Below are 17,713 nucleotides of genomic sequence, written 5' to 3'. Positions count from 1 at the left end.
TTGTAAATAAGCTTGCATTGCCTTGTTTTTTTTGATAAATAGGAGGCCCACTGCTTATTCCAAATAATAAGGTCTTTGTATGTCAAGTAAAAAATATAAATTAACGGCACTGGTAGCAAGTGTTTGTTGGTTAGGATTACAGGGAAATGTCGCTTTAGCGGCTGATCAGACAACAGGCGATGATCAACTCGTTAGAAAACTAGCGGCGCGTACCCAAGCGTTAGAGTCACAGATACAGCATCTGCAAGGCCAGGTGGCTACACTAAAGAAGAGCCCGCCTCAAAGAAGAACGGCAGGTCAAGCCTCACACCCATTGCCTGATGTTAAGGTGATTGCTGATCCGAAGCACCCTGTTTTTATTCTAGGAACTCCCGTCATTAGTTCGCCTTATATTGGGATCAATTCGGAATATAATGCCTCTGACTTGGTGGTCAACCAGCCTTATGTCAACGAAGATCTCCACTTACAACAACAGCGCAAGCAGTTATGGAATTATTTACATCCAGCAGATGACCATCCATGGTCTAACACGCCTATTGTTAATTTGAGTGGTAAAATCGAAGCGCAGGTTATTCATGCGGATGATTTCGGGGGAAATTTCCAACGTGGATCAATGAACGATATTGATTTAACAGGAATTGAGCTTGATACCGAAATTTTAGTCAATAAATGGGTGGCGGGCCTTATTGCTTTTGTCTATGACAATAGCCCCCCTTCCTCATCACCGCGCCGTATCGATAACTCAAACGTATTGTTAGAGCGGGGATTTTTAACCGTTGGAAATCTGGCTGAGTTCCCAGTGTACGGAACGATTGGTCAGTTCTATATGCCATTTGGTCAATATTCTTCAGCGATGATTAGTGATCCGTTTACAAAAACCCTAGGTAGGACGAAAGCAAGGGCGATTTCTCTTGGTTTTTCTAAGGAATTTAATTCAGAAAATAATTTGAATTTAGCGGCTTTTATATTTAGGGGCCCTACTCGAACCACGATAGGAAATAATGGCCTGCATAACTATGGCGCAAATATTGACTATACTTTCACGAAACCTAAGTGGAGTCTGGATTTAGCCGGTAGTTATATTCGTAGCATTGCTGACGCGGTGGGTATGCAACATAACGGCAACCCTGGCAGTAGTAACTTCGATGGATTTGCAACGAACGATACAACGGAAGTGCTTAACCCTGTAGGCGGTTTAGATGGACGTGGAACATTATCAGTAGGTCCGGTTAGCTTAACAGCTGAATATGTTACGGCGGCAAGCACATTTGCAGAATCAGTGCTGTCCTTTAATGACAAAGGTGCTAAACCATCTGCGTTCCATACCGAAGTTGCTTATAAGTTTGCTGCTTGGGACAAGCCAAGTGCATTTATTGTTGGTTATGACCACTCTAAAGATGCCTTAGCACTGTTGATTCCTAAAAAGCGTTATAGTGCAACGGCAAGTACCTCTATTTGGAAGGACACAATCGAAAGTATTGAGTTCCGTCATGACATCGATTATCAAGCAACCGATGTAGCGACAGGTAATACAGGCTTTAATACTATTAACGGTACTGGTAATAGTGGAAATACGGTTACATTCCAGATAGGTCTATACTTCTAACCTTTATAAATTTTTATTTAGGTTTTCAATAAAAAAGGGGCATGACTTTCATGCCCCTTTTTGTTATGTTAATAGTATGAAAAACATGCAAAAGCGTCGTATTTTGTTGGGTATTACCGGTAGTATTGCTGCCTACAAAATACCGGATTTAATCCGAAAGCTCAAAGAACAAGACTATGAAGTCAGGGTGGTATTAACCCCCGGCGGAAAAGCGTTTGTAACACCCCTTGCACTCCAAGCAGTTTCACAACATAAAGTTTACGAGCAGCTCATGGACTCCGAAGCAGAAGCCGCCATGAGTCATATTGAGCTAGCACGTTGGCCTGACTGTATTTTAATTGCGCCTGCTACAGCGAATTTTCTTGCTAAATTAGCCTATGGTTTTGCTGATGATTTGCTGAGTACACTTTGTTTGGCATCTCATGCAAGAATCGTTGTAGCGCCGGCTATGAATCAAGCAATGTGGGCCAATGCGGCAACTCAGGCTAATCTGCGTAAACTCAAAGAACGAGAATATTTATTTCTAGGGCCAGCGGAAGGTAGTCAAGCGTGTGGCGATGTTGGCTTGGGCCGCATGCTAGAACCTGCAGAGATTGTAAGAAGCTTAGCGAGTGTGTTTGTAGAGCCTTTTTTAAGAGGTCAGCATATTTTGCTGACAGCGGGTCCTACACAAGAGCCTATTGATCCCATTCGTTACTTATCTAATCGTAGTTCAGGCAAGATGGGTTTTGCTTTAGCACAAGCGGCCATCGATGCTGGAGCAAATGTTACACTGATTAGTGGTCCTGTTGGCTTAAAAGCACCTGAAAAATGCAAATTTATTGCGGTTAGGACAGCGGCAGAAATGCTGGAAGCCGTCCAAGCGGAAATTGTTAAAAAAGATGTTTTTATCAGTACCGCCGCTGTAGTGGATTATCATGTGGCTGAGCCTTGCTTGCAAAAAATTAAAAAAATAGCGAATAATTTAACGTTAAATTTAAAGATAACTAACGATATTTTAGCAATGGTTGGCCAAATGAATGAACCTAAGCCGCTTATCGTTGGTTTTTCTGCAGAAACAGCGGATATATTCCGCTTTGCAGAAGAGAAGCGTTTAAGAAAGGGTGCTGATTTAATGGTTGTGAATGATGTCAGCCAAAGCGATATTGGTTTTGATAGCGATGAAAATGCGGTTACTATTCTATCTAAGGAACCGCCTATTTATTTAGAAAAGGCGCCTAAAAGACTGATAGCACAACGATTATTAGAAACCATTGATCAGCATTTAGCAAAAAAAACTAGTTGTTGAAGTGCTGTAACGATGTCCTGGGTTCGTCATTGCGAGCGCGAAGCGCGCGGCAATCTAGTGAAAAGCTTTATTTTTTTCCTAGATTGCCACAGCCTTCATTTCATTTCCGTTTCACCACGATCACTATTTGATGATAATGAATCTTACACCTGCGCGTGACAATACATTAACTAATAGTTCATTTTTACTTTCTTTCGCTATCTTTTGTAATTGCTCGACATTCGCGACGGTTACTTGATTGGCAGACGTCATGACGTCGCCGGGGCGGATACCGGCATGCCAAGCCATACTTTCTTCATCAATATTAACCACTTCAACGCCGACCAAGTGCCCTTGCCCTGTAACGGTTTGGTCAAAGTTACGTAGCACCATGCCGTAGAGGAAGGGATTATCGCATTCGGCGGTTTGTTTATATTGTTTAGGATCCTTCAGTTTCAATTCAGTGTTGATTATTTTTCCTTTTCGTGTCAGCCTTATGCTGACTTTGTCATCGACTCTTAACATACCGACAATGTTTTTCACTTGACCTGCATTATGGATGGTTATGTTATTGAGTGATTGAATAATATCTCCCGTTTGGATTCCCGCTGTGGTAGCAGGAGAATAGATAGGTACCTGAGTGACTAAAGCACCATCCGTATTGGTAGGGAGATGAAAAGCGCTTGCTAGGGCAGGTGTTAGATCTTGAACTAAAACACCCATCAAGCCACGACGTACCGAACCATATTCAGCCAATTGTTGCATAACGCCGTGTGCCATATTGACGGGGATAGCAAAACCAATACCAATGTTACCCGCATTGGTGTTTGATGCGAGTATAGCGGTATTAATCCCGATTAATTCACCTTTTAAGTTAATTAAAGCACCGCCTGAGTTACCAGGATTAATCGGAGCATCGGTTTGAATGAAGTTTTCATAACCCTCTATGCCTAAACCCGTGCGTTGCAATGCGCTAACAATACCTGAAGTAACGGTTTGATTGAGGCCAAAAGGATTTCCAATTGCAGCGACAAAATCGCCCACTTTTAAATTATCTGAATTTCCCAGTGGGATTTGTGTTAAGTGGTCCGGCGTGATAATGAGTAAAGCAATATCAGAAGCGGGATCAGCGCCTTTAAGCGTCGCTTTGAAGACACGGCCATCACCTAGTGTGACGGTAATCGATTTAGCCTCATGAATAACGTGCGCATTCGTTAAAATATAACCTTTTTTAGCATCAATAATGACACCCGAGCCCATGCTTTCAAAATGGCGTGGATAAGGGCGGCCAGGAATAGGTTGAGGCAATTGGTTAGGTGGGATATCGCCTTGAACAGAGACATTAACCACGGCGGGCATGATAGATTTTAATATCTGAGAGATGCTCGTGTTATTAACTTGCTGGGCAACGCTGAAAGGCCAGCCGGCAAAACAAGGCGCGTTAAACCCTATTATTAATAGTAAGCTGGTTAATAATCGGTATAATAATTTTTTCATAATTTTTTGTGGCTAAATAGCTAGCCGCTAAGCTTAGCGTATTTATTGGCCCTATTCCAATGAAATATGCTAGGGGTTGTAGGTTTTTATGCGTCAATATTCTTTGTGGGATCATGTCATTTTAGGGCTAGATAAAGCCTTACAATCCGTTAATACGATGCCTCTCGCAACACGCCCTAATCCATCGGCTCATCTATCCGAAGGCGCCTTAAGCGCTAGCGAACGCCGTCATGCTGCGGGACTCATGCGTATTAATCATGTTGGTGAAGTGTGTGCGCAGGCTTTATATCAAGGCCAAGCACTGACAGCCCGTTCATCGACTATTCAGAAGAAATTACAAGAAGCAGCTCAGGAAGAAGCAGACCATTTGAAATGGTGTGAACAGCGCCTAGAAGAATTAAATACACACCCTAGTTATTTAAATCCTTTTTGGTATAGCGGTGCATTATTTATGGGGTTAATAGCGGGATTGCTAGGTGATAAAATAAGTCTAGGGTTTTTAGCAGAAACCGAGCATCAAGTAGAAAGGCACTTAAATAAGCATTTGCAGCGGCTACCGCTGAATGATAAAAAAAGCCGTGCTATTGTCGAACAGATGCGTTTAGAAGAAATTGAACATGCTACAACGGCGGAGCAATCCGGTGCCGTCCCGTTACCGTTGCTTATTCAGATGAGTATGCAGGGATTAGCAAAGTTTATGACACTAGTCGCCTATAAGATTTAAGAGATACATAAAAATGAATACCTTACACTCAGTTTATAAAATGTTACTACAAGGTTGTGTCATAAGAGCTTGTATTGCGCTTATCATAACGGGACTGCTTTGTTTTGGCCTACGTCTATTATATAAAAAAATGCTTCAGCGTTTTGATCAAGGTGCTCATTTTGTAAGTTGTGCGTCTGTAAAAGCACTTTATAACCCCTTAATCATTTTTGTTGCTGTGATCGGCGCTACTTATTCATTTGAATGGCTTTGTTGGCACTGGGAATTAGAAGCGCAACAGTTCCAATTCTTTCGTCGCCTCGTTTTTATCGCTTTATTCGCATGGTTTTTATGGCGTTTTGTTACATTTTATAGCACCACATTTCTTAAGCGTAAAAATAAAACAGCGGATACCACCCTTGTTCATGCGTTGAGTCAAATTGCTAAGATCGCCATTGTCATTGTTAGTGCTTTGTCGTTGTCTCAGCTATTTGGTTTAAGTATTGCAGGCGTGCTAGCGTTTGGAGGAATGGGCGGCATTCTTATCGGGTTTGCGTCTAAAGATCTTTTAGCGAATGTTTTTGGTAGTTTAATGTTGTTTCTAGATAGACCTTTTGTGATAGGTGATCAAATTGTATTGCCCGCACTCAAAGTAGAAGGTCAAGTACAAGCGATTGGTTGGCGTGTTTGTCGATTGCTAACACCCGATTGCCGCCCTGTGTATATTCCTAACGCATTATTTTCTAACTTAGTGGTAGAAAATCGGTCTAGAATGAAACATCGACGTTTCTCTTGTGCTATTAGTTTGCGTTATCAGGATATAGCGAAGGTTCCAGCGATTTTGCAAGCAATGCAGTCGGTTTTAAAAGAAAGTACGGCGATTGATAAAGACCGCGCTATCACTGTTAATCTAAGTGAATTAGCCCATTCATCGCTTAATATATCAATTAATGCATTTACTAAGCTTGTTAATAGCGCTGATTTTTTAACATTACAACAAACACTTTATTTGCAGCTGTTAGATTGCGTTCATAGTCATGGTGCTAAATGGGCCTTTCCGACCAACATTTGTTTAAGTGCTCAGGAATCAGAATTATCTGCACCAAAATAGCATCTCGAATCTAGGTATGAAATTAAAGCTCAATATCATCGGCTGTGGTCGTTTAGGAAAAACACTGGCTTTTTTATTGAGAAAAACCAATCTTGTATTTATTCAAGACATCTATAATTCCAGCATTAACAGTTCAGAAAGCGCAGTTGCGTTTATAGGGGAAGGAACCGCTTGCCATCGCTTAAAGCAGTTTAGATTTGCTGATCTTTATTTAATTGCTACGCCAGATGATGCCATTGAAATGGTGTGCAAGCAGTTAGTTGAACAAGCAGCACCTAAGTCCGAAAGTTTGGTTTTTCATTGCAGTGGCTTGCAGTCATCAGATAGTTTAAACAGTGCTAGAACATGGGGCTGTTATACAGCGAGTGTGCATCCCATATTTAGTTTTTCTAATCCATTAAAGGATATAGAAAACTTTGCGGGAACTTATTGCGCATTGGAAGGTGATAAACAGGCTTTAGAAATAATGTCACCCTTAATCGCTGGAATTGGAGGGCAATTATTTCCTCTAAGCAAAGAGTCCAAAGCACTTTACCATGCCGCCTGTGTTTTTTCTTCTAACTATATCGTTACTTTATCGGCAATGGCAGAGGACTGTTATCAAAAAGCAGGGTTACCTTACGATTTAGCTAAAACCTTAGCCAATAGTCTAATGACGCAGTCTTTAAATAAGCTAAAAGCCACAAGTGCTTTAAAAGCGCTGACGGGGCCTATTCAACGGGGTGATAAAGAAACATTGAAAAAACATCTACACGCACTTAAACCATTTAGTGAGTTGGAACAGGTGTATAAGAGTTTGGGTAAATCAACTGTGCCGCTTACTGTACTAGTGCCTGAATTGAAAAAAGCACTAGCACAGCTTTTGGCGTAGTGGGTTTAAGCCGCAGAGGCTTCTGATGCAGCAGGGCTTAATTTGCGAATTCTCGCTAATAAGCGACTTTTATGTCTGGCAGCTTTATTTTTATGGATAAAGCCTCTTGTTGCCATACGGTCAATGATAGGAAGTGCTACTTGGTAAGCGGTGTCCGCTTCCGTTGCTTTTCCTGCTTCAATCGCTGTTACAACGCGTTTAATGTAGGTACGCATCATAGAGCGATAGCTCGTGTTATGTTGACGGCTTTTTTCAGCTTGTCGTACGCGTTTTTTTGCTTGTTTTGTGTTGGCCAATGTACTAGTCCTCGGATATATCAGTAATACGAAAAAACTACTCTTGTGAGCAACTCTCCTATCGAATTTCTCACGTTGAATTCCAATGAATTTTGGCGCCAATCATGCCTTTATGCAGGATATTTGTCAATCAAGTTATTCTTCTAAGGGCTCATTTTCTTCGTCTTCCTGATCATTCCCGTCCTCATCCGGATGGTCTGCTTCAGCCATTATGGCGTTTTTACCGGCCTCTGCAGAGGCCGGTGGTGGTTGGGTTGTTAGATTTTTCTTTGTTTGTGCCTCGTCCGATGGCTCAGCGGGAGCAGGAGGAGGTATAGGTATCGCTTCTTGCGAAGTAATCGTGGGGATAGGTGAAGGGGGAATTAAATAGTAATCAAGAAGCCGACGAGCGATTTCTGCCGCCGGCGTTACACTATTTTGCACGATAATGGCGAGGGCTATTTTTGGCTCCTCGACCGGGGCAAATGTGATAAATAGGGAGTCATCCCGTAGTTTAGTGGCTATTGTTTTAGAGTCATAGCGCTCATTGTTTTTCATGCTAAAGACTTGAGCGGTTCCTGTTTTTCCTGCCAAGGTATAGGGGGCGCCAGGGAAAAAGCGTTCAGCTGTTCCACCGGGAGCATTAACAACATGCTGCATGGCCGTACGGATAAACCTTAATATCGGTTTAGGTACATCGGCTATAGGTGCCAAACGTTCAGGTTCTATAGACGTTATAGCGCCATTACCGGAGCGCCAATTTAATACCACATGCGGTTTCCAGCGTTCTCCCCAGTTTGCGAGTGTGCTGACCGCATAGGCTAATTGCAGAGGTGTTACTAATAAATATCCTTGGCCAATACCGCAATTGAGGGTATCGCCTGGATACCAGGATTCCCCATAGGATTTTTTCTTCCATTCTGGGGTGGGTAGCACACCGCCACTTTCATCAGGGAGGTCGACGCCTATAGGAGAACCAAAGTTAAATTGCTTAAGGATAGAATCAATTCGATTAATACCCATGCGCATACTGAGATTATAGAAATAGATATCAGAAGAAACGGTTAGGGCCTTGAGTAAATTGACACCACCATAAGAATGGCGGCGAAAGTTGTGATAAATCCGTCCTCTACCATTAATTTGGAATTCGCCCGTATCATGAATCGTATAAGAGGGGGTAATGACATTATCCCTTAGGGCTTCAATGCTGATAAAAGGTTTAATGGTTGAGCCCGGATGGTAGGCGCCGCGTAAGGCGCGATTATATAAAGGGTTGCCCGGGGCATTTTTTAATACATCATAATCTGTTTGTCTAATGCCACTAACGAAGAGATTTGGGTCAAAGCTAGGGCTGCTGACAAAAGCTAGAATTTCCCCGTTACGTGGGTCCAGCGCGACGACAGCTCCTTTTTGCTGGCCTAAAGCCCGTTGAGCTAATTCTTGTAACCCACTATCAATGGTTAATACGAGGCTTCTACCTGAAATAGGTTGGGTTTGTCTTAAAACACGTACGATTTGACCATGCACATTGGTTTCAACTTGCTGGTACCCTACTGTGCCATGTAATTGTGCTTCATAATACTTTTCTACGCCTGTTTTCCCGATAAAGTTACTGGCGCTATAGTTAACCGGGTCAACGGTTTGTAGTTCTTTCTCATTAACGCGACCCATATAACCGACTATAGAGGCAAAAGCGTTGCCTCTTGGGTAATAGCGGATCATTTCTGCTTGTATGCTAACGCCGGGAAAACGATAACGCTCAATGGAAAACTTAGCGACTTCCTCTTCCGTTAATTTAACGCGTAGAGGGACGGGTTCAAAGCGGTGATGTAAGCGCCGTTGTCGCTCAAATTGTTTGAGGTCCTCTGAATCAATCTTGATAATTTTAGAGAGCGCAGCGATGGTTTCATCCATGTGACTGACTAAGTCAGGGGTGATAACAAGGTTGAAAATGGGTTTATTCTCAGCCAGTAAAACACCTTTTCTGTCATAAATAAGGCCGCGATTAGGCTCAACAGGGATCAGACCGAGCTGATTTTGTCGAGCTAGAGTCGTATAGAGGTTATGTTGAAAGAGCTGTAGGTAAATTAAACGCCCTAAGAGGGCAAGCGTTAAAAATCCTATTCCTACAAGAATGGAAAACGCCCTTCGCTTAAATAGTCCATGCTCTTGACGAGTGTTTTTAAACCTATTTATCGACTTGAGCATGAGATAGTTGAGCCAGAGTAAAGGTTGTTTATAAATTCTCTTTTGAGGAGGTGAATAGGCTCAATTTTTCGATTAAGCCCAACAAAACACTGTGTTTCAAAAGAGGTCTATAGTATGATTCTAACTGTATTTTGTCAGTAACGATATCTTTGTAAGCCTTTTGACCAGGGGACATTGAAAACCTCAACAAGATGCTTCAAAGCTAAACTATCTAGAACTTACTAAAATTTAATTAGACTTTATAAAAAAGTAAAGAATTCCAATATTTTATGTCTTCTTCTCAAGAACTGTTTTCACGCGCTAAACAATTTATCCCCGGTGGCGTTAATTCGCCTGTACGTTCTTTTAAGGCAGTAGGTGGGGAACCGCTGTTTTTTTCACATGGTAATCACGCCTATCTGTTTGATGTACAAGGTAAATCCTATATTGATTATGTTGGATCGTGGGGAGCATTAATTTTAGGACATGCGCCTGAAAACATAGTTAAAGCTGTACAGGAAGCAGCAGCAAAAGGTCTTAGCTTTGGCGCTTCTATTGCGGCGGAAGCGGATTTAGCAGAAAAGATTCGCACGCTAATGCCGAATTTAAAAAAAATACGACTGATGAATTCAGGCACAGAGGCAACTATGACTGCCGTACGTCTTGCACGTGGTTTTACCGGTCGTAAAAAAATCCTTAAATTTAATGGTTGTTACCACGGTCATGTAGATGCTTTATTAGTAAAAGCAGGATCAGGACTCGCTAGTTTTTCAATACCGGATTCAGCCGGCATTCCTGAAGAAGTCGTAGAGCAAACCTTGAGTGTTGATTTCAATAATCTTGAGCAAGTTAACCAAGTATTTTTACATCACGGTAAAGAAATTGCGGCGGTTATTGTAGAACCGGTAGCAGGTAACATGGGATGTATATTACCGCTTTCAGGCTTTTTAGAAGGTCTACGTGAGTTATGTAATTACTATGGAAGTTTATTGATTTTTGATGAAGTCATCACAGGTTTTAGAGTAGCCTTAGGTGGAGCGCAAGCGCTTTACCATGTAAAACCTGACCTAACCACCTTAGGTAAAATTATTGGTGGAGGTTTGCCTATTGGTGCGTTGGGCGGGCGAAGTGACATTATGGATTGTCTTGCACCCGAAGGATCCGTTTACCAAGCAGGGACTTTATCAGGTAATCCCATCTCCGTAGCTGCAGGATTAGCAACGCTAGAAATGCTCAGCGTACCTGATTTCTACACTGATTTAAGTGCAATGACGCGCAGACTCGTAGAAGGCCTATTGCATATTGCTAAAGAAATAGGAATTCCTTTGCAAGGGCATTATGTGGGTGGTTTATTTGGACTTTTCTTTACAGAAGAAAGTGAAATTTACCAATATGAACAAGTTGCACGATGCAATCCCTTATTATTTAAACAATTTTTTCATGAAATGTTAGCAGAAGGCATTTATTTCGCGCCTTCACCTTTTGAATCCGGCTTTGTTTCGAGTGTACATAGTGAGGAAGATCTTTCTTTTACGCTAAACGCAGCAGAAAAAGTATTTACTAAGCTAAAAAAGCAAATACTTGAGCCCAGTCTTTCTTAAAGGCACCGCGAAAATTCTAGTCGAAGAGCCTATTAATTTTCACCCAGCGTAACGACCAATAATTTTCCTGGGTTAATATGTTTTTGAAAAGCATCACGTACTTGTTTAACACTGACATTATTAATTTTTTCTCGATAATCATCCAAATAATTTAAAGGCAATTCATAAAAACCTATTGCTTTTAATTTAGCTAAAATAGCAGCATTATTGGCAATGCTGAGCGGAAAACTACCGATTAATGCTTGTTTGGCGGCAATTAATTCTTGTTCACTCGGTCCTTTTTCAATAAAGCTTTTTAAAGTGGTTTGCGTCACTGCAAGTGCAGTAGCCGCTTGGCTTTTACGAGTTTGTAAACCGATGATAAAGGGACCGCCTGCTTGTAGTGTATTAAAGTTGCTGCTTATCCCGTAACAGAGTCCTCGTTTGTTTCTTACTTCTGTGAAAAGTTGTGAGGTCAATATACCGCCGCCTAAAATTTGATTACCTAATAACAGCGGAAAATAATCCGGATCTTTCAATGTGATGCCGAGTTGTCCTAAAAGAATAGTTGATTGTTGAGAGGGGTAGTGAATTTTATAATGCTGATTGCTTAACTGAGAGGTAGGCTTAGCTAAGGGCATTACTTTTTTGCCTTGTGGGAGGGCGGATGAGAGCTGATCAGCCAGGCTAACTGCTTTATCTTTGGTAATATTTCCAACAATCGCCATCATCGCGTTTTGAGCAACGTAATAACGTTGATAAAACTTGATGAGTTCCGCGTGTGTAATTTGATCAATGCTTTCTGTTGTTCCAAATAAAGGTGAGGCGTAGGGATGTTCGGCGTATAAATCTTTATAAAATGCTTTTATTGCAATGGCTGTGGGTGTTTGTTCTTCTTGTTGTAGGGCGATTCGGACTTGTTTTTTTTCTCGGTGTAAAGCATCTTCCAGAAAATTAGCTTGGCTAATTAATTCTGCAAACGTATTAAAAGCCATATTAAAAAACTGGGGTTCACTCAATGAACGAAGCTGCGCTATCGCCATATCTTGGTTAATTCCCGCATTATAATGCGCGCCTGCCGATTCAAAACGATTTGCGATTTCATTTGCATCTAAATTATGTGTGCCTTGACCCAGCATTTGTGCTGTGAGCTGAGCAATACCTGGTGAGGTACTATCGTAAGCAGATCCCGCATGGAATATCACAGCGATATCGACGATAGGTACTTGTGTCTTGGCAACAAAATAAACAGGAACACCACTTTTACTTGTCCAATGCTCAATAGGAAGTACTGAAGTGGAAGCTATGGCATTTGCTGTAATGAGAGCAACCGTTAACAACAGAAAAAGGGTGGCAAAAAAACGTTTAACGTACATGCGAAGACCTTGGGCTAATAGGGTTAGATGAATGTAAAGGTAAGGGATGTAAATAGGCGATGATTAAATGGCCAGATTGTAGATATTCTTTTGCAACACTTTGTATCTGACGAGGCGTTACGGCATTAATGTGTTTGAGATAGTCTTCGGCTAATTGCCAAGGCAAATTGACTGCCGCTAAACTGCCAAGCTCATACGCTTGTTGCGAGATAGAGTCGGCTTGGTAGATTTTGTTTGCGGCTATTTGAGCCTTGGCGCGTGTTAACTCTTCGCTGCTTACGGTGTACGTTTGTAATTGTTTGATTTCATCGAGTAAGTTTGTCTGCAATTCAGCTAAGGTATGTCCCGGTGCAGGCGTTGCATCTAGTAAAAATAAACTATTTAAACGGCTAAACGGATTATAGGAGGCATCTGCATCGGCAGCGATTTGTTTTCCACGTACTAAATTTTTAGTGAAGCGGGAACTATTCCCCATTGATAATAGGGCAGTAATGAGATCCAACGCATAAGGATCGGCGCTATTAAGATTTGTTTTAATAACAGGCACAGGATAAGCCATCACTAACCAAGGTAATTGGGCGGGGATATGAATATCCAGATGTTGCTGCCCTAATGGCATAATATTATCCGCAGGTTTCAGTAGGGGTAGTGGCGATGAATTTATAGGGCCAAAATATTTTTCAGCTAATTGGTAAACTTCGTCGGGTTTAACATCACCGACCACAACAACGATGGCATTGTTAGGCGCGTACCATGCTTGATACCACTGTCGTAGATCCTTAGCCGTCATATTTATTAGATCACTTTTCCATCCTATGACAGGATGGTGATAAGGGCTGGCAACGAAAGCAGTGGCATTAAGCCGTTCCATTAGGGTTTCTTGGGGGTTATCATCCGTTCGCATGCGTCGTTCTTCCATAACGACTTGAATTTCCTTTTCAAAATCTTGTTCGCGCAGTAATAAATTTCGCATTCTATCGGCTTCTAATTTGAAACTAATAGGTAATTTATCGGCAGAAAATTCTTGATAGTAGGCCGTAAAATCACTATCCGTAAACGCGTTTTGTTGGCCGCCATTGGCCGCAACCATTTGCTCAAGTACGCCGGGACCGTATTGTTGTGTTCCACGGAACATCATGTGTTCTAAGGCGTGTGAGATGCCAGTTATTCCATTAGGTTCATAACTAGCGCCCACTTTATACCAGATTTCTGAAATCACAACGGGTGCACGATGATCTTCTTTAATCAGTAAACGAAGTCCGTTTTTTAAATGATACTCATGAACACCTTGTGCATGGCTTAAATAGGGAAATAGTAACAAGCTGATATAAATAAGAATCTTTTTAAGGTACATTCAATCGGATTTCCTTTTAATGGAACGGCTTTAAAATAGCGACTTAAGGCCATTAACGGCGAGCTAAACTAAACTACTTTTTAATAGTAACAACATTTATAATATTTGACATCACTTTACCGGCCTTTCATACTCCTTGCTATACAGAATAGGTAATATGCTATGCCAAAGATGAAAAAAAATGTGGCCTTTGATTTTGAAAAAGGCTTGATTGAATTGGAAAAAATTGTCGAACAAATGGAACAAGGTAATACGACACTAGAAGTATCCCTTGAACAATTTGGCCGGGCGATTGATTTGTTAAAAGACTGTCAAACCACGCTAAAACAAGCGGAACAAAAGGTGCAGATCTTGCTTAATAAAGGCCAGAAAGATACCCTCGTGCCCTTTGAAGTAGATGAAGAATTTGCCTAGTGACTACGAAAGAAGCGTTAGAACAATACCAACAACGAATTAATCGGTTTTTAGCGGAATATTTATCTTCTCTAGTGCTTTCTGAGCCCTTGTCTGAAGCAATGCGTTATTCTGTTTTAAGTGGCGGTAAGCGTTTAAGACCATCATTAGTTTATTTATTAGGTGAAGCTTTAGGCCTTCCTCTAGAAAAGCTTGATCAATCTGCTTGTGCGGTTGAACTTATCCATGCTTATTCATTAATCCACGATGACTTGCCCATGATGGACAACGATGATTGGCGACGAGGAAAGCCCAGCTGCCATAAGGTATTTGGCGAGGCTATTGCCTTATTAGCCGGCGACGCGTTACAAACACTTGCCTTTGAAGTATTGCTGAAGGCGCCGTTACTGCCATCAAAAATTCTAGCCATGATCGGCGCACTAGCAAGAGCGGCCGGTCCAAATGGGATGGTTGGTGGGCAAGCCATGGAATTCAGCGGATTAACGAAGCCATTAAATCGTGAAAAACTAGAAGTTATTTACCGTTTAAAAACAGGCGCTTTATTTTCTGCTGCTTTAGAATTAGCTGGAATTGTTGCGGATGTTTCGTCCGATGCCCTTGTCGCTTTAACGCGTTTAGGTCATGCAATCGGGTTGGGTTACCAACTCCAGGATGATATCAGTGATAACGCGGTAGAAACTCAGGGTTTAATAGCGTCAAAAAACGGCTTTCAAGATTATTTATTTGCTTCATTAGAAAATTTGCAGCAAGTGCTTCCTCGTTTTCCTAATGAACAGTTTACTTCTCGCCTAAACCATTTATTTTCTGATCAATTGCTCGATAAAAGCCCATCATTGAAATAGAATGTTCATTTCTTTAATCAAACAGAGACTGCTATAATAAGCCGTTTTTGAGAATTAGAATATAAAAGTTAATAAAATAATTGTTTATATAAGCAATTTAATAGACCACAAAAGATTTATTTAAAAGAGGAAAATAACCATGTCGATGTTAAAAGTAGGGGATAGATTGCCCGAGTTTAAGCTTACAGCTACGGTTGATACAGATATTAACAAAGCATTTACTGAAATTAGTTATGATTCTTATCCGGGAAAATGGTTAGTGCTGTTTTTTTGGCCTAAGGATTTTACCTTTGTATGTCCGACCGAAATTATCGCATTTAATGATTTAAATGATCAGTTTAAAGAAAATAATGCAGTGTTACTGGGCGGTAGTACGGATAGCGAATTTGTACACCGTGCTTGGCGTCAATACAATAAAGATCTAAGCAATCTTTCTTTCCCTATGTTGAGTGATATTAAACATGAGTTATGTAATAACTTAGGTATTCTGGACAGTGCAGCGGGTGTTGCGCAGCGCGCCACTTTTATTATTGATCCAGAGGGCATCATTCGTTTTAACATGGTCACTGACTTAAGCGTAGGTCGTAATCCTGAAGAAGTATTGCGTATACTACGTGCTTTACAAGACGGCGGACTCTGTCCTTGTAACTGGCAGCCTGGCCAAGGTACGATTAACGTTGCTGAAGTTGCTTAAACAGCTAAAAGCGCAATTAAAAAACCCGCGTCATGTGGGTTTTTTATACTGGATTATTAATGATTCGAAAATTTTAAATTGTTTTTAAAATGATATTTGTTGTTTAATAAAACTATCAATGAGTTTTGATGCAATACTGACGGAAGTTGATGGTCGGCCTGGTAAATTATCATATCGGTACCATCCCGCTTCTTCAATTTCATTAGGGTTGATAAGGATATCTCCGCTACAATAATCTGCAGTGAATGCAATCATTAAAGAATCGGGAAAAGGCCATGGTTGTGATCCAAAATAGTTTAAGTGTTTAATTTGTATTCCAACCTCTTCTTTTACTTCACGATGTACGGCTTCTTCTATACTTTCCCCGATCTCAACAAACCCTGCAATCAAACCATAATCGCCCGGTAAAAAAGTCGGACTTCTTGCCATAAGCAAATACTCTGCTTTTTTAATTAAAACAATTATTGAAGGGGATATACGTGGAAAAAAACTCAAGTGACAAAACAGACAGAAACGCTCAAATCCTTGATCTTTAGTTACCGTACGGTTGCCACAGCAGCTACAGAACTGCTGGTTTTTATCCCAACGAATGACGGAATACGCTTTAACCGCCATACTATAATAGTCAGGATGTAATAATGACAATGTGTTACGTAAAGATAAGACATGAAAGACTTCTGGGATAAGCGTGTTTTGATCGAGTTCCGCGCAAAAATAATTGCGATCGTTAACCGACCCTAATTCAAAACGTCTTAAAAAATTTGGAATTATTGATTTTAGGTCTGAGCTAACAGGTAATTCATTATTTTTTTAAGAGTAATAGCCCTTCATTCGATGAGACAGGAAAGCATTGTGAAAGCAATGCGAAGTCGAAGAGCCCGCGATAGGCGTGCGTTGACGGGCGAAGCAGGAAACGCATCACGCCGTAAAGTCATTTGTGGGAGGCACGGGCATGAACTCCGAAGGAGTGAGTGCGTGCCGGACGCAGGACGTATCGCGGCCTAATTTCAGTCGCGTCATGCGAACGAATTTCGGGGACACGATGGCCGAAATTCTTCGGGAGCATAGCGACTCACTTGTTGAAAAATAAATCCAATAGAATTTTCCATTATCTATATCTCAGAAGTTCCAGGCCCAATGGATATATTTCATTAATGTGCATTTTGAAAATTGCTGAGTATGATTTCAGCATTTAAAGCATTAGCATATTTATTATTATTTTTTAATAATTTGATAACAGCTATATCGCCATATCTATTTGAAGTTATATTTTGTCCATAGTTAATAGTTGAATAACCATTTGAAGACACACTATTGCCCATAAACGTATTTATAGAGTTAGTTTGCACTGTGGCAGGTGTAGTTATGGTTCGACGAGATACCTCGATGTTTTCGTTAAGTATAACAAAATATTTATACCCTTTTTGTATTGTTACATCTGCGCATCTTCTAAGCAGATAATTTTGTACCAACTCTTTAGAAGCAAAAGAATTTCCATTAAAAGATATTTTATAGATATTCTCGGAAAGTTGTATATCCTCATACCCACCAGAGAACCCAGAAGGCTGATAGGTAGTTGCACATCCAGTAAGGGCTAATGTTAATAATGGAAGAAGAAAGAAACATTTTTTCTTTGACATGGGTTGCCTTTGTTATTTTTATAGATAATGTTCGAGCCGAGTACTAAAATCAAATAGCAACCAGTGAAATCACGGTAGTTTGAAATTGTTATTAAGTTTGCAACGTACCACAAGGTGTTGATTATTAATGATTTAGCTGGTGCTGATGAGACGAATCGAACGTCCGACCTACTGATTACGAATCAGTTGCTCTACCGACTGAGCTACATCGGCTAACTCTTTGAAAAAAGGTGTACTTTTATATCCTTTTGGATAGATGCCAGGTTGGTTTAGTGGTTATTTTAGTATTTATAGAC

The 17,713-nt window shown here is 40.9% G+C and carries 17 protein-coding genes and 1 tRNA gene; 10 read left to right on the top strand and 8 right to left on the bottom strand.

Going from position 1 to position 17,713, the window contains the following annotated elements; genetic code table 11:
- The first annotated feature begins 79 nt into the window (after positions 1 to 79).
- A complete protein-coding gene (locus KX723_RS09155; RefSeq protein WP_218814029.1) occupies positions 80 to 1,606 on the top strand; it encodes an LbtU family siderophore porin in 1,527 nt (508 codons plus the stop codon).
- Positions 1,607 to 1,682: 76 nt separating this feature from the next.
- The gene (gene coaBC / locus KX723_RS09150; RefSeq protein WP_218814028.1) at positions 1,683 to 2,894 is read left to right on the top strand and encodes a bifunctional phosphopantothenoylcysteine decarboxylase/phosphopantothenate--cysteine ligase CoaBC; all 1,212 of its coding nucleotides are present in this window, start codon (positions 1,683 to 1,685) and stop codon (positions 2,892 to 2,894) included.
- A 123-nt stretch (positions 2,895 to 3,017) separates the two neighbouring features.
- On the opposite strand, the gene KX723_RS09145 is transcribed toward coaBC, so the two are convergent.
- Positions 3,018 to 4,370, bottom strand: a complete 1,353-nt coding sequence (locus tag KX723_RS09145) for a trypsin-like peptidase domain-containing protein (RefSeq protein WP_218814027.1) — start codon at positions 4,368 to 4,370, stop codon at positions 3,018 to 3,020.
- An 88-nt stretch (positions 4,371 to 4,458) separates the two neighbouring features.
- Between KX723_RS09145 and coq7 the strand changes: the two genes are divergently transcribed.
- From coq7 to KX723_RS09130, 3 genes are read left to right on the top strand one after another with little or no spacing between them, the layout of a single operon-like run.
- Positions 4,459 to 5,094 carry a 2-polyprenyl-3-methyl-6-methoxy-1,4-benzoquinone monooxygenase gene (coq7, locus tag KX723_RS09140; protein ID WP_218814026.1) on the top strand — a complete coding sequence of 212 codons (636 nt, stop codon included), beginning with the start codon at positions 4,459 to 4,461 and terminating at the stop codon, positions 5,092 to 5,094.
- 13 nt (positions 5,095 to 5,107) lie between these two features.
- Positions 5,108 to 6,184: a mechanosensitive ion channel family protein gene (locus tag KX723_RS09135; protein ID WP_218814025.1), complete on the top strand. Its 1,077-nt coding sequence runs from the start codon at positions 5,108 to 5,110 to the stop codon at positions 6,182 to 6,184.
- Positions 6,185 to 6,200: 16 nt separating this feature from the next.
- Positions 6,201 to 7,055, top strand: coding sequence for a Rossmann-like and DUF2520 domain-containing protein (locus tag KX723_RS09130; RefSeq protein WP_218814024.1), 855 nt, complete (start codon positions 6,201 to 6,203; stop codon positions 7,053 to 7,055).
- 5 nt (positions 7,056 to 7,060) lie between these two features.
- On the opposite strand, the gene rpsT is transcribed toward KX723_RS09130, so the two are convergent.
- Positions 7,061 to 7,351 (bottom strand): 30S ribosomal protein S20, encoded by a 291-nt coding sequence (gene rpsT / locus KX723_RS09125; RefSeq protein WP_218814023.1) that lies wholly within the window; start codon positions 7,349 to 7,351, stop codon positions 7,061 to 7,063.
- Positions 7,352 to 7,486: 135 nt separating this feature from the next.
- A complete protein-coding gene (gene mrdA / locus KX723_RS09120) occupies positions 7,487 to 9,538 on the bottom strand; it encodes a penicillin-binding protein 2 (RefSeq protein ID WP_218814022.1) in 2,052 nt (683 codons plus the stop codon).
- Positions 9,539 to 9,807: 269 nt separating this feature from the next.
- On the opposite strand from mrdA, the gene hemL reads away from it, so the two are divergent.
- Positions 9,808 to 11,118 (top strand): glutamate-1-semialdehyde 2,1-aminomutase, encoded by a 1,311-nt coding sequence (gene hemL / locus KX723_RS09115; protein ID WP_218814021.1) that lies wholly within the window; start codon positions 9,808 to 9,810, stop codon positions 11,116 to 11,118.
- A gap of 32 nt (positions 11,119 to 11,150) precedes the next feature.
- Here hemL and KX723_RS09110 read toward each other — a convergent pair whose 3' ends face one another.
- Both KX723_RS09110 and KX723_RS09105 read right to left on the bottom strand, forming a co-directional pair.
- Entirely contained in the window at positions 11,151 to 12,473 is a 1,323-nt protein-coding gene (locus KX723_RS09110; RefSeq protein ID WP_218814020.1) for a M16 family metallopeptidase, read from the bottom strand.
- On the bottom strand, positions 12,463 to 13,827 hold the full coding sequence (locus KX723_RS09105) for a M16 family metallopeptidase (RefSeq protein WP_218814019.1): 1,365 nt from the start codon (positions 13,825 to 13,827) through the stop codon (positions 12,463 to 12,465). Before KX723_RS09105 ends, KX723_RS09110 begins: the two co-directional genes overlap by 11 nt.
- A gap of 162 nt (positions 13,828 to 13,989) precedes the next feature.
- On the opposite strand from KX723_RS09105, the gene KX723_RS09100 reads away from it, so the two are divergent.
- The 3 genes from KX723_RS09100 (at position 13,990) to KX723_RS09090 (ending at position 15,777) form a co-directional block, all read left to right on the top strand.
- Complete coding sequence (locus KX723_RS09100; RefSeq protein WP_218814018.1) at positions 13,990 to 14,241, top strand: exodeoxyribonuclease VII small subunit; 252 nt, start codon at positions 13,990 to 13,992, stop codon at positions 14,239 to 14,241.
- Positions 14,241 to 15,083, top strand: a complete 843-nt coding sequence (locus KX723_RS09095) for a polyprenyl synthetase family protein (RefSeq protein ID WP_218814017.1) — start codon at positions 14,241 to 14,243, stop codon at positions 15,081 to 15,083. Before KX723_RS09100 ends, KX723_RS09095 begins: the two co-directional genes overlap by 1 nt.
- 145 nt (positions 15,084 to 15,228) lie before the next feature.
- Complete coding sequence (locus KX723_RS09090; RefSeq protein WP_281421190.1) at positions 15,229 to 15,777, top strand: peroxiredoxin; 549 nt, start codon at positions 15,229 to 15,231, stop codon at positions 15,775 to 15,777.
- An 84-nt stretch (positions 15,778 to 15,861) separates the two neighbouring features.
- On the opposite strand, the gene nudC is transcribed toward KX723_RS09090, so the two are convergent.
- A complete protein-coding gene (gene nudC / locus KX723_RS09085; protein WP_246562602.1) occupies positions 15,862 to 16,545 on the bottom strand; it encodes an NAD(+) diphosphatase in 684 nt (227 codons plus the stop codon).
- 66 nt (positions 16,546 to 16,611) lie between these two features.
- Between nudC and KX723_RS09080 the strand changes: the two genes are divergently transcribed.
- Positions 16,612 to 16,782, top strand: coding sequence for a hypothetical protein (locus tag KX723_RS09080; protein ID WP_218813323.1), 171 nt, complete (start codon positions 16,612 to 16,614; stop codon positions 16,780 to 16,782).
- Between the two features lie 146 nt (positions 16,783 to 16,928).
- On the opposite strand, the gene KX723_RS09075 is transcribed toward KX723_RS09080, so the two are convergent.
- Together KX723_RS09075 and KX723_RS09070 are read right to left on the bottom strand one after the other, a co-directional pair.
- Entirely contained in the window at positions 16,929 to 17,417 is a 489-nt protein-coding gene (locus tag KX723_RS09075) for a CC0125/CC1285 family lipoprotein (protein ID WP_218814015.1), read from the bottom strand.
- Between the two features lie 137 nt (positions 17,418 to 17,554).
- Positions 17,555 to 17,630 (bottom strand) — tRNA-Thr (locus KX723_RS09070).
- Positions 17,631 to 17,713 lie beyond the last annotated feature (83 nt).

The sequence above is a fragment of the Rickettsiella endosymbiont of Dermanyssus gallinae genome, assembly GCF_019285595.1.
In the GTDB taxonomy this organism is placed as follows: domain Bacteria; phylum Pseudomonadota; class Gammaproteobacteria; order Diplorickettsiales; family Diplorickettsiaceae; genus Rickettsiella_B.
Note: the sequence above shows the minus strand (reverse complement) of the source record. Positions and strands in the feature narration are given on the sequence as shown.

Bases quoted from the DNA above. Each gene is read 5' to 3' on its own strand.
- KX723_RS09155 (WP_218814029.1), top strand. From the start codon at position 80: ATGTCAAGTAAAAAATATAAATTAACGGCACTGGTAGCAAGTGTTTGT.
- coaBC (WP_218814028.1), top strand. From the start codon at position 1,683: ATGAAAAACATGCAAAAGCGTCGTATTTTGTTGGGTATTACCGGTAGT.
- KX723_RS09145 (WP_218814027.1), bottom strand. From the start codon at position 4,370: ATGAAAAAATTATTATACCGATTATTAACCAGCTTACTATTAATAATA.
- coq7 (WP_218814026.1), top strand. From the start codon at position 4,459: ATGCGTCAATATTCTTTGTGGGATCATGTCATTTTAGGGCTAGATAAA.
- KX723_RS09135 (WP_218814025.1), top strand. From the start codon at position 5,108: ATGAATACCTTACACTCAGTTTATAAAATGTTACTACAAGGTTGTGTC.
- KX723_RS09130 (WP_218814024.1), top strand. From the start codon at position 6,201: ATGAAATTAAAGCTCAATATCATCGGCTGTGGTCGTTTAGGAAAAACA.
- mrdA (WP_218814022.1), bottom strand. From the start codon at position 9,538: ATGCTCAAGTCGATAAATAGGTTTAAAAACACTCGTCAAGAGCATGGA.
- hemL (WP_218814021.1), top strand. From the start codon at position 9,808: ATGTCTTCTTCTCAAGAACTGTTTTCACGCGCTAAACAATTTATCCCC.
- KX723_RS09110 (WP_218814020.1), bottom strand. From the start codon at position 12,473: ATGTACGTTAAACGTTTTTTTGCCACCCTTTTTCTGTTGTTAACGGTT.
- KX723_RS09105 (WP_218814019.1), bottom strand. From the start codon at position 13,827: ATGTACCTTAAAAAGATTCTTATTTATATCAGCTTGTTACTATTTCCC.
- KX723_RS09100 (WP_218814018.1), top strand. From the start codon at position 13,990: ATGCCAAAGATGAAAAAAAATGTGGCCTTTGATTTTGAAAAAGGCTTG.
- KX723_RS09090 (WP_281421190.1), top strand. From the start codon at position 15,229: ATGTTAAAAGTAGGGGATAGATTGCCCGAGTTTAAGCTTACAGCTACG.
- KX723_RS09080 (WP_218813323.1), top strand. From the start codon at position 16,612: ATGAGACAGGAAAGCATTGTGAAAGCAATGCGAAGTCGAAGAGCCCGC.
- KX723_RS09075 (WP_218814015.1), bottom strand. From the start codon at position 17,417: ATGTCAAAGAAAAAATGTTTCTTTCTTCTTCCATTATTAACATTAGCC.